This is a genomic window from Streptomyces sp. NPDC052721 (assembly GCF_040678315.1).
Taxonomy (GTDB): domain Bacteria; phylum Actinomycetota; class Actinomycetes; order Streptomycetales; family Streptomycetaceae; genus Streptomyces.
In genome coordinates, this window is the sequence record NZ_JBFATL010000005.1 from 217,752 (window position 1) to 228,622 (window position 10,871).

At 71.2% G+C, this 10,871-nt stretch carries 12 protein-coding genes; 3 read left to right on the forward strand and 9 right to left on the reverse strand.

Features of this window, described 5'->3' with window-relative positions; translation table 11 throughout:
• Position 1 precedes the first annotated feature (1 nt).
• Positions 2-856, forward strand: coding sequence for a helix-turn-helix transcriptional regulator (locus AB0L21_RS07765; RefSeq protein WP_365699463.1), 855 nt, complete (start codon positions 2-4; stop codon positions 854-856).
• Here AB0L21_RS07765 and era read toward each other — a convergent pair.
• Positions 853-1,806 (reverse strand): GTPase Era, encoded by a 954-nt coding sequence (era, locus tag AB0L21_RS07770; protein ID WP_365699464.1) that lies wholly within the window; start codon positions 1,804-1,806, stop codon positions 853-855. The genes AB0L21_RS07765 and era overlap by 4 nt on opposite strands.
• A 174-nt stretch (positions 1,807-1,980) precedes the next feature.
• Between era and AB0L21_RS07775 the strand changes: the two genes are divergently transcribed.
• Both AB0L21_RS07775 and AB0L21_RS07780 read left to right on the forward strand, forming a co-directional pair.
• A complete protein-coding gene (locus tag AB0L21_RS07775) occupies positions 1,981-3,294 on the forward strand; it encodes an ammonium transporter (RefSeq protein WP_365782786.1) in 1,314 nt (437 codons plus the stop codon).
• Entirely contained in the window at positions 3,291-3,629 is a 339-nt protein-coding gene (locus AB0L21_RS07780; protein WP_030657043.1) for a P-II family nitrogen regulator, read from the forward strand. Before AB0L21_RS07775 ends, AB0L21_RS07780 begins: the two co-directional genes overlap by 4 nt.
• Here the strand turns inward: AB0L21_RS07780 and AB0L21_RS07785 are convergent.
• From AB0L21_RS07785 to AB0L21_RS07820, 8 genes are all read right to left on the reverse strand, one after another.
• Entirely contained in the window at positions 3,523-4,533 is a 1,011-nt protein-coding gene (locus tag AB0L21_RS07785; protein ID WP_365782788.1) for a DUF916 domain-containing protein, read from the reverse strand. The genes AB0L21_RS07780 and AB0L21_RS07785 overlap by 107 nt on opposite strands.
• A 59-nt stretch (positions 4,534-4,592) precedes the next feature.
• Positions 4,593-5,921 carry a beta-xylosidase gene (locus tag AB0L21_RS07790; protein ID WP_365782790.1) on the reverse strand — a complete coding sequence of 443 codons (1,329 nt, stop codon included), beginning with the start codon at positions 5,919-5,921 and terminating at the stop codon, positions 4,593-4,595.
• A gap of 171 nt (positions 5,922-6,092) precedes the next feature.
• Positions 6,093-6,569, reverse strand: a complete 477-nt coding sequence (locus AB0L21_RS07795; protein ID WP_365699468.1) for a hypothetical protein — start codon at positions 6,567-6,569, stop codon at positions 6,093-6,095.
• A 236-nt stretch (positions 6,570-6,805) separates the two neighbouring features.
• Positions 6,806-7,159, reverse strand: a complete 354-nt coding sequence (locus AB0L21_RS07800; protein ID WP_365699469.1) for a cytidine deaminase — start codon at positions 7,157-7,159, stop codon at positions 6,806-6,808.
• A 47-nt stretch (positions 7,160-7,206) separates the two neighbouring features.
• A complete protein-coding gene (locus AB0L21_RS07805) occupies positions 7,207-7,566 on the reverse strand; it encodes an MmcQ/YjbR family DNA-binding protein (protein WP_365699470.1) in 360 nt (119 codons plus the stop codon).
• Positions 7,563-8,864, reverse strand: coding sequence for a hemolysin family protein (locus AB0L21_RS07810; protein WP_365782792.1), 1,302 nt, complete (start codon positions 8,862-8,864; stop codon positions 7,563-7,565). The genes AB0L21_RS07805 and AB0L21_RS07810 overlap by 4 nt, the downstream gene beginning before the upstream one ends.
• A 9-nt stretch (positions 8,865-8,873) precedes the next feature.
• Positions 8,874-9,371, reverse strand: coding sequence for an rRNA maturation RNase YbeY (gene ybeY, locus AB0L21_RS07815; protein WP_030344958.1), 498 nt, complete (start codon positions 9,369-9,371; stop codon positions 8,874-8,876).
• Between the two features lie 12 nt (positions 9,372-9,383).
• Entirely contained in the window at positions 9,384-10,463 is a 1,080-nt protein-coding gene (locus tag AB0L21_RS07820) for a PhoH family protein (RefSeq protein WP_364863798.1), read from the reverse strand.
• Positions 10,464-10,871: the final 408 nt, after the last annotated feature.

Below are 10,871 nucleotides of genomic sequence, written 5' to 3' on the forward strand. Positions count from 1 at the left end.
GGTGAACCGAGCCGAACTCGCCGACTTCCTGCGCCGTGGCCGCACCCGTCTGGAACCGTCCGACGTGGGCCTGGCGCCCGGCGCCCGCCGCCGCACCCCCGGGCTGCGCCGGGAGGAGGTGGCGGCGCTGGCCGGGATGTCGGTCGACTACTACACGCGCCTGGAACAGTCCCGGGGCCCGCGTCCCTCCCGTCAGATGCTCACGGCGCTGGCGCGGGCGCTGCGGCTGACCGACGACGAACGGGACCACCTCTTCCATCTGGTGGGCGAGGAGCCGCCGCGCCGGGACGCGGCCTCGGCCCATGTCCGGCCAGGGCTGCTGCTGGTCCTGGACCGGCTGTACGACTCACCGGCGCAGGTGGTCACGGACTTCGGTGCGGTGCTGGCGCAGAACGCGCTGGCCAAGGCGCTGGTCGGGGACGTGTTCGCCCGCCCGCCGCGCGAGCGGAACCTCACCCGCCGGTTCTTCCTGGACCCCACGGCTCGCGCGCTCTTCCCGCCGGAGGACCTTCCGGCCCACGCCCGGGACCACGTGGCCAACCTCCGCGCGGTGGCCGCGGCCCGCCCCGACGACCCGGAACCGGCGGCTCTGGTGGCCGAACTCCGCGCGGAGAGCGAGGAGTTCGCCCAGCTCTGGGAGGAACACGAGGTGTCCCTGCGCCGCCCGCGCACGAAGCGCTTCCTGCACCCGGTGGTGGGCCTGCTGGAACTGGACTGCGAGGTCCTGCTGAGCCACCACAGCCACCATCACCTCATCATCCACACGGCCCGCCCCGGCACCGAGTCGCACGAGAAGCTGGAGCTGCTGCGGGTGGTGGGGACGCAGGACATGACCCCCCGGGGAACCGTCGGTTAGAAGCCCAGCCTGCGCAGCTGCTTGGGATCCCGCTGCCAGTCCTTGGCCACCTTCACATGCAGGTCGAGGAAGACCGGCGTCCCGAGCAGCGCCTCGATGTGCTTGCGGGACTTGATGCCGACCTCCTTCAGCCGCTTGCCCTTGGGCCCGATGATGATGCCCTTCTGACTGGGGCGCTCGATGTAGACGTTGGCGTGGATGTCCAGCAGCGGACGGTCGGCCGGCCGGTCCTCGCGCGGAAGCATCTCCTCGACGACCACCGCGATGGAGTGCGGCAGTTCGTCCCGGACGCCCTCCAGCGCGGCCTCCCGGATCAGCTCGGCCACCATCACCTGCTCGGGCTCGTCCGTCAGGTCGCCCTCGGGATACAGGGCGGGCCCCTCCGGCAGCAGCGGGACCAGGAGGTCGGCCAGGAGATCCACCTGCTTGGACCCGACCGCCGACACCGGCACGATCTCCGCCCACTCGATGCCCAGCTCCTTGCCCAGCTGGTCGATGGCGATCAGCTGCTCGGCGAGGGCCTTGGGGTCGACGAGGTCGGTCTTCGTCACGATGGCGACCTTCGGGGTCTTCTTGATCCCCGCCAGTTCCTTCGCGATGAACCGGTCGCCCGGGCCGATCTTCTGGTCCGCCGGCAGGCAGAAGCCGATCACGTCGACCTCGGCCCAGGTGGTGCGGACCACGTCGTTGAGGCGTTCGCCGAGCAGCGTGCGCGGCTTGTGCAGTCCGGGGGTGTCGACCAGGATCAGCTGGGCGTCGGGCCGGTGCACGATGCCCCGTACCGTGTGCCGGGTCGTCTGGGGCCGGTTGGAGGTGATCGCCACCTTCTGCCCGACCAGAGCGTTCGTGAGGGTGGACTTGCCCGCGTTGGGGCGGCCCACGAAGCAGGCGAAGCCGGCGCGGTGGACGGTCTCGGCCGGCTGCTCGGAAGTCTGGGTACGAACGCTCATGCCGCCCATTCTCCCTGATCCACAGAGCGGTGCCGCACCACGGCCACCGGACACCCCGGGCCGTGAGCTTCCGGAAACCCGCACGCAACGAAACGTCACGGAAACACACCCGTACGCGACCGGAAACGCACACCGGTGACCCTCTGACGCAGCCCCCACCCGCTGGAGACGCCCGTGACCCTCGCCGCAGCCCATGTGAACACCGGTGACACCGCCTGGCTGCTCGCCGCGACCGCCCTCGTCCTGCTCATGACCCCAGGCCTCGCCCTGTTCTACGGCGGCATGGTCCGCACGAAGAGCGTCCTCAACATGCTGATGATGAGCTTCGTGTCGATCGCCCTGGTCACCGTGGTGTGGCTGGCGGCCGGTTACTCCCTCGCCTTCGGGGACGACATCGGCGGCGGGCTGATCGGCGGTCTCGAGCAGGCCGGGATGCGCGGACTCGGCCCGGACAGCGTGCACGGCTCGGTCCCGGCCGTCCTGTTCGCCACCTTCCAGCTGACCTTCGCGATCGTCACCGCCGCCCTGATCAGCGGCGCGGTCGCCGACCGCACGAAGTTCTCGGCGTGGCTGGTCTTCGTACCGCTCTGGACCCTCCTGGTATACGTTCCGGTGACGCACTGGGTCTGGGGCCCCGGCGGCTGGATCCTCGACAAGCTGGGCGCCCTGGACTTCGCCGGCGGTCTGCCCGTCGAGATCACCTCCGGCGCCTCCGGCCTCGCCCTGTGCCTGGTCCTCGGCCCGCGCCTGGGCTTCAAGAAGGACGCCATGCGCCCGCACAACCTGCCCATGGTGGTCCTCGGCGCCGGTCTGCTCTGGTTCGGCTGGTTCGGCTTCAACGCCGGCTCCGCGCTCGGCGCGAACGGCCTGGCCGCCGCCGCGTTCCTCAACACGCTCGCCGCCGGCTGCACCGGCCTGCTCGGCTGGCTCTTCGTCGAGCAGCGGCGCGACGGCCACCCGACCACCCTGGGCGCCGCCTCCGGCGCGGTGGCCGGCCTGGTCGCCATCACCCCGTCCTGCGGCATGGTCTCCCTGCTCGGCGCCCTGGTCGTGGGCCTCGCCGCCGGCGTCGTCTGTTCCTACGCGGTGAGCTGGAAGTTCAAGCTGAACTACGACGACTCCCTGGACGTCGTCGGCGTCCACCTGGTCGGAGGCGTCATCGGCACCCTGCTGATCGGCCTGTTCGCCGAGAAGGCGATGACCGGCGGGGCTCAGGGCCTGTTCTACGGCGGCGGGCTCGCCCCGCTCGGCAAGCAGCTGCTCGCCGTGGTCGTCGTCGCGGTGTACGCCTTCTCGGTGACGTACGGCCTGGGCAAGCTGCTCGACAAGGTGCTGGGCCTGCGGGCGAGCGAGGAGCAGGAGCACACCGGCCTCGACCTTACGGTGCACGCCGAGACCGCATACGATCACGGCGTCCTGGGCCACGGCGCCCCGGTCAGCTCGTCCGTCCTCTCCCCCTCCGCCCAGAAGGTCAAGTCCCAGGCATGAAGCTCATCACCGCGATCGTCAAGCCGTACCGTCTGGACGAGGTCAAGACCGCCCTGCAGGAGCTGGGGGTGCACGGGCTGACCGTCACCGAGGCGAGCGGCTACGGCCGGCAGCGCGGCCACACCGAGGTGTACCGGGGGGCCGAGTACCGGGTCGACCTGGTGCCGAAGGTGCGCATCGAGGTCGTGGTGGAGGACGCGGCGGCGGACGACGTGATCGACGCGATCGTCAGGGCCGCGCAGACGGGGAAGATCGGGGACGGGAAGGTGTGGGCCGTTCCCGTGGAGACGGTCGTCCGGGTGCGGACCGGCGAGCGCGGGCCCGACGCGCTCTGACCAGCAGCGCCCCGGTCAGCGCCCCGGCGGCGAACACCAGCGCCACGAGGAGCCGGGGCAGCGCGAGGAAGGCGGCGCTCGCCGACTCCCGGGTGTCCTGGGCGCTCGCGGTGAGCGTGACGTCCCCCCGGTCGAACTGGGGCGCCCCGCGCCAGGTCTCGGTGAGCCGCACCCGCTGCCCCGGCAGCAGCTCGGCGGGCACCCGGGTCAACCGCCGGTCGAGCAGCGTACGGCCGAACAGTCCGCGCGCCTTCATCTCCACCCTGGGACTGAGGGTGACGTTCCCGGTGTTGCGCAGGGTGTAGGAGAGGGTCGCCGTGCTGTCGCCGAGGCCCGGGACCAGCGGCTGGTGGTGGCTGATCCGCACCTGCTCGACGGAGAGCGCGGGCAGCGCGGGCCCGCCGACCCGCAGGTAGACGCGGGCGCCGACGGCCCGCTGGACCCCGAGCGCGAGCTTTCCGCCGCCGGGGTCGACGTGTTCGTCGAGGGCGACGATGGCGCCCGGATGGTCGCCGGGCCCGGCACCGTCCGGGACGCGCAGGGTGAAGGGCACGGTGACGGTCCTGTGCGCGGGCACGGTGATCCGGGACTTCGCGGGCCTCGCCCAGGCGCCCACCCCGCGCATCCTCTCCTTCAGCGTCCGCACCGCGAACCCGCCGTCCCGGGCGGTGTTGTAGGCGTCGGCCGCGTACAGCCGGAAGGTGAGCGGCCGGCCGGTCCTGTTCTGGACGGCGACCTTGTCGGTGAGGGTCTGGCCGGGCTCGGCGGAGAGGGTGAAGTAGGGCCGCGCGGCGATCGGCGAGGCGACCGGGTACACGGACCAGCTGCCGTTGTCGGCGGCGCGGGCGGGCGCGGCCTGCCCTGCCAGCACGAGGCCCAGGAGGAGGACGTACAGCTTGCGCATGGGTGCGGACCCCCACGGACGGGTGAGAGGGGAACGGGCGGGTGCGGACGCCCGCACGCTCAGGTGAGCGTGAGCGTGAGCACGCCGGAGTAGGCGCCGGGAGGCGTGAACGCCGGTACGTCCAGGGACAGCCCGGCGTCGACGGTGAACTCACCGCCGGTGAGCGTGCCGTTGGGGGTCGACGCGAGGGTCGCCCCCGCGCTGCCCACGGTGCCCGCCGAACCGGCCTTGCAGGTGCTGGGGCTGCCCGCCTTGGTCGTGCAGGCGGGGGTCCAGCTCAGCTTTCCGGCGTCGATCCTGGCGCCGGGCCCGGTGAAGTCGGTGACCTTGCCGGTCAGGGACCAGCCCGCGGGCCCGCCGCGGAAGTCCTTGACGGTCACCGTTTTCAGGCTGCCGGCCGAGGCCCCGCCCCGGCCGAAGTCGACCGCCGACAGGGCGACGGAGTCCCCGGCCTGGGACATGGACAGGGTGCCCGCCTTGACGGTGGTGGTCAGCTTCTGGCTGCCGGCCGGGACGGGCGTGGTGTCGTTGACGACGTAGGCGGCGGGCCCGGCGCCCTTGTCCGCGTTCCAGGAGCCGCCCTCGTAGGCCACGATCCCGGTCGTCGCCTTGTCCTTGACGACGAGGGAGCCGCTGAAGGAGCCCTGGGCGTTCGCGGTCACGGTCGCGGTGTCCGCGGTCTGCGTGTCACCGGCTCGTCCTGCCAGGGTGACGGTGGCGCCCGGCGTGAAGTTCGTCCCGCTGACGGTGACACCGGCCCCGGGGTCACCGGAGGCGGAACCCAGCGAGATGGCCCGGGTGTTGGTGGGTGTGCCGTCGGTCGCGGTGACGGTCTGCGACACCGGGGCGGGCGGGGTGATGACCGTGCAGGGGGTGTCCAGTTCCAGGATGTAGCTGGTGTGGATGGTGTAGTCGCCGGGCGAAAGGGTGATCCGCCCGGCCTTGGTGACGGTGAAGGTGCCGGTCATGGAGAAGGACGGGAAGGCGGCCTTCCCCGGCACCGGCGGGTTCTTCTTCGGTCCGGCGACGGTGATGTCGCCGCTCTGGGCGCCGCCGAGCGTCACCTTCCCGGTCGGGGTCATGATGTCGGCCGGCAGGGCCAGGTCGGTGGGGTTGCTCGCGGCGGCCGTGACCACGGTGTAGGTCACGGTGACCGTGTCGCCGACCTTGGGACTGGTCTTGTCCACCGACACGTTCGCGGTGGTGGTGCCGTCGATCGGCGGGATGCCGGCGATGTCCGGCGGAATGCAGTGCGTGGCGAAGTCCACGTTCGTGCCGGCGGCGCCGGCCGGACAGGCCAGCGCGCCGCCCGCGGTGACCGCGAGGGCGGTCGCCCCGAGCAGTGGCGCCCAGCGCCACCGTCGGGCTCTTCGGGGTGTCGGACCCATGGGCCCCCTCCTGAGGGTTGCGGGCGCAGCGGCTCATCTGCGCCGACAGGGGGCATTGATGTGGAGCTGGGGTGAGAAGTCAATGGAGATGCCGCAGAAATCTGACGGATCATCAGTTTCTGCGGCATCCGGAACACATCGCTCGGTTCAGCCGGCCGTGGACCGGCTCCGTCAGTCGAAGACGAACGGGCCGGGCGACTGCTTGGCCGAGGCGGTACAGGTCACGGTGATGCCGAAGATGACCATCTTCAGCGAGCCGCCGTACGCCTCCAGGCTGTCACCGGAGGCCACGGTGCCGCCGAGCGGGCCGACGGTGACCGCCGCACCGCTCGCCATGGCCGGGTTCTTCGTCCCGCTGAAGACGGTGGTGCCGCCGCTCGCCCTGACCATGGTGAGCGTGGAGGCGATCGAGTTCTGGGCCACCGCGACCGGCGTCTTGATCGCGGTGGAGGTGAGGGTGAGGGTGGCCGAGCCGCCGCTCTGGGTGGCGGTGAGCGTGGCCGTGCCACCGCCGAAGATGCCGCAGTTCGCGGTGATGGTCGCCGACTGGGGGGTGACGGCGGCCGCGGTGGGCGCGAAGGCGAGTCCGGTGACCGCGAGGGCCCCGGCAACCAGTGCCGCACCCGTTGCCGTGCGCTTGCCTCTCATGGGGATCCGCTTCCCTTTCGTGGTGGGGAGTGCCGTGGGGACGGCCGACGGACGAGAGGCCTGCGCAGGCGGGTGCGGGCACGCTGCGCGGGGGTGCGGATCTGACGGCCCGTCGGATCGTATGGGCCCATTGACGCGCACCGGGAGGCCCGCAACAAGGTTGAATTCCGGCCGACCTGCTGTTCGGTCGGCACCTTCTCAGCGGAGAGTGACGGGTGGGCCGGTGGGCGAACTGCTCAACCGGCGGAAACGGTGCCCCGCACAGTGCCGTCGGGCGAGGCCAGGAAAACCGGCGTCTTGGGACCACCCAGGTCAGCGACAGCAGCCCTGTCCTCGCCGGGTACGGCCTCCGCCTCGCTCACCACGGCCGCCGCCTCCAGCGACCGCGCCCCCGACGCCACGGCCATGGCGACCGCCGTACGCAGCGCGCTGAGCTTCAGCGAAGCCAGCTCCACCGACCCGGCGACATACGTGCGCCCGGTCTCGTCCCGCACGGCCGCCCCCTCGGGCACACCGTTGCGGGCCCGCGCGGAACGGGCCAGGGTGACGATCTTGCGGTCCTCAGGATCAAGCGCGTTGCTCTCGGTCATGCCCCGAGCATACGAAGCCCCGGGAGACCCACCCGGCACGGGTGCGCTCACGGACGGTCGAGCCGCAGCCGCTCGCCCCGCGGCAGACCGGCCACCACCAGGTCGTAGGAGTCCTCGATCAGCTCCCGGACCAGCCGGTCCGGCAGCCCCCCGTCGACCGTCACGGTGTTCCAGTGCCGCTTGTTCATGTGCCAGCCGGGGACGATCAGCCCCTCGTGCTCGGCCCGCAGCCGGACGGCGTCCTCCGGGTCGCACTTGAGGTTGACCGTCAGGGGCCGCGCGTCCAGGTACGTCAGGGCGAACATCTTGCCCAGCACCTTGAAGACCGAGATCTCCGGGCTGAACGGGAAGTCCTCCACGGCCGCGTTGAAGGACAGGCAGAAGGCGCGCAGTTCCCGGGGCGTCACTCGGCCTTCTCCTCCTCGACGACGGGCACGGGCACCGGCTCCACCAGCACCGTCACGATCTTGTTCCGGCGGCCGGCCGCGGCCTCCGCCGTCAGCCGCAGGCTGCGCCCGTCGGGCAGTTCGACCTCGGCGGAGGCCCCGGCGATCGGCACCCGGCCGAGCGCCTTGGCGAGCAGCCCGCCGACGGTCTCCACGTCCTCGTCGTCGTACTCCTCCAGGCCGTACAGCTCGCCGAGGTCGGTGATGTCCAGGCGGGCGGTGACCCGGAAGCGGTGGTCGCCCAGGTCCTCCACCGGCGGGAGTTCCCGGTCGTACTCGTCGGTGATCTCGCCGACGATCTCCTCCAGGATGTCCTCGATGGTGACGATCCCGGCGGTGCCGCCGTACTCGTCGATGACGACGGCGACGTGGTTGCGTTCCTTCTGCATCTCGCGCAGCAGGTCGCCGGCGTTCTTGGTGTCGGGCACGAACACGGCCGGACGCATCGCCGTGGACACCAGGTCCCCCTCCGCGTCCCGGCTGATGTGCGTCTTGCGGACCAGGTCCTTCAGGTACACGATCCCGACGATGTCGTCCTCGCTCTCGCCGGTGACCGGGATCCGGGAGAACCCGGAGCGCAGGGCGAGGGTGAGGGCCTGCCGGATGGTCTTGAAGCGCTCGATGGTGACCAGGTCGGTCCGCGGGACCATGACCTCGCGCACCAGCGTGTCGCCCAGCTCGAAGACCGAGTGCACCATCCGGCGCTCGTCGTCCTCGATCAGCGACTCCTTCTCGGCGAGGTCGACCAGCGCGCGCAGCTCCGCCTCCGAGGCGAAGGGCCCGTGCCGGAAGCCCTTGCCGGGCGTGAGCGCGTTGCCGATGAGGATCAGCAGGGAGGGGATGGGGCCCATGATCCGGGCCAGCGGCAGCAGCACGTAGGCCGCCGCGGTCGCGGTGTGGAGCGGGTGCTGGCGGCCGATGGTGCGCGGGGACACCCCCACGGCGACGTACGACACCAGGACCATGACCCCGATGGCGACCAGCAGGGCCTGCCAGGTGGCGGCGAACTCCTGGAGGCAGGCGTACGTCACCAGAGCCGCGGCGGCCATCTCGCAGGCCACGCGGACCAGCAGGGCCACGTTCAGATAGCGGGTGGGGTCGGCGGCGATCTGGGCGAGCCGGGCGCTGCCCCGCCGGCCGGACTTCACGGCCTCCTCGGCGCGGAAGCTGGAGACGCGCGCGAGGCCCGCCTCCGCGCAGGCGGCGAGCCAGGCGACGACGACCAGCGCGATCGCGCCGATCACGATCTGCGGAGACATACGGCCCGCTTACGAGACGGTCGGCGCCGGGGACGGCCCGGTCATACCGCGCTCGGCCCGCCATCCGTCCACGATGGCGGCCTGGAGCCCGAACATCTCGGCCTTCTCGTCGGGCTCCTCGTGGTCGTACCCGAGCAGGTGCAGCACACCATGGACGGTGAGCAGCTGGAGCTCCTCGTCCATGGAGTGCTGCGTCGGGGCTTCCGCCCCCTGCTTCGCGGCGACCTCCGGGCACAGCACGATGTCACCGAGCAGCCCCTGTGGCGGCTCGTCGTCGTCCTTGGACGGCGGCCGCAGCTCGTCCATCGGGAACGACATGACATCGGTGGGACCCGGCAGGTCCATCCACTGGATGTGCAGCTGCTCCATGGCGTCGGCGTCCACGACGATCACCGAGAGCTCGGAGAGCGGGTGGATGCGCATCCGCGCGAGCGCGTAGCGGGCGATGTCGAGGATCGCCTGCTCGTCTACCTCGGTGCCGGACTCGTTGTTGACGTCGATCGACATGGTCGTGCTGGTCTACTTCCCCTTGGTGCCCTTGGCGCCGGACTTGCCACGGACGCCCTTGGGGGCGCCGTTCTCGGTGCCGTACTTGCTGTCGTACTTCTCGTACGCGTCGACGATACGGCCCACCAGCTTGTGCCGTACGACATCGTGGGACGACAGCCGGGAGAAGTGCACGTCCTCGACGCCCTCCAGGATCTCCTGCACCTGCCTGAGGCCCGACTTCTGCCCGTTCGGCAGGTCGACCTGGGTCACATCGCCCGTGATCACGATCTTCGAGTCGAAGCCGAGGCGGGTGAGGAACATCTTCATCTGTTCGGGGCTCGTGTTCTGGGCCTCGTCCAGGATGATGAAGGCGTCGTTGAGCGTGCGACCGCGCATGTAGGCGAGCGGCGCGACCTCGATCGTCCCGGCGGCCATCAGCCGCGGGATCGAGTCCGGGTCGATCATGTCGTGCAGCGCGTCGTACAGCGGGCGCAGGTACGGGTCGATCTTCTCGTAGAGCGTGCCGGGCAGGAAGCCGAGCCGCTCGCCCGCCTCCACCGCCGGACGGGTGAGGATGATCCGGTTGACCTGCTTGGACTGCAGGGCCTGCACGGCCTTGGCCATGGCCAGGTAGGTCTTGCCGGTACCGGCGGGGCCGATGCCGAAGACGATCGTGTGCTTGTCGATCGCGTCGACGTACCGCTTCTGGTTGAGGGTCTTCGGGCGGATCGTACGGCCGCGCGAGGACAGGATGTTCTGCGTCAGCACCTCGGCCGGGGTCTCCAGGCCGTCGCTCGTCCCTGCCTCACTCGCCCGCAGCATGGCGATCGAGCGTTCCACTGCGTCCTCCGTCATCGGCTGCCCGGTGCGGAGCACCAGCATCATCTCTTCGAACACGCGCGAGATGAGGGCGACGTCGACCGGGTCGCCGACCGCGCTGATCTCATTGCCCCGGACATGGATGTCGGCCGCCGGGAAGGCCCTCTCGATCACACGCAGGAGGGAGTCGCCGGAACCCAGCACGGTCACCATGGGGTGCTGGGCGGGGACGGTGAACTGCGCTCTCGCCTGCTCCTGCGCGGGGGTGTGAGCTGTGGGTGTCTGTGTCATGGGCCGGCTCTGAAGGCCTGCGCTTCCTCCTCGTCACGGCCGCGTAGCTGAGGGCGGCCTCGCGCTATCCAGGGTACGACGGGGGGCTGACATCACCGTAGGGCTTTTCATACGACCGCCTCAGCCCGAGCCACTCCCCAGCCGACCGAGCCGCCACCTGCGGGCCGCTTCCCAGCCGACCGAGTCACATCCCCCGTGGCCGCTTCGCAGCCGGCCGAGCAGGTGAGCGCCCAGCCGGCCGAGCCGCCTCTGCGCGAGCCACTCCCCAGCCGGCCGAGCCGCCACCTGCTGGCCGCTTCACAACCGATCGAGCACATCCCCCGTGGCCGCTTCGCAGCCGGCCGAGCAGGTGAGCGCCCAGCCGGCCGAGCCGCCTCTGCGCGAGCCACTCCCCAGCCGGCCGAGCCG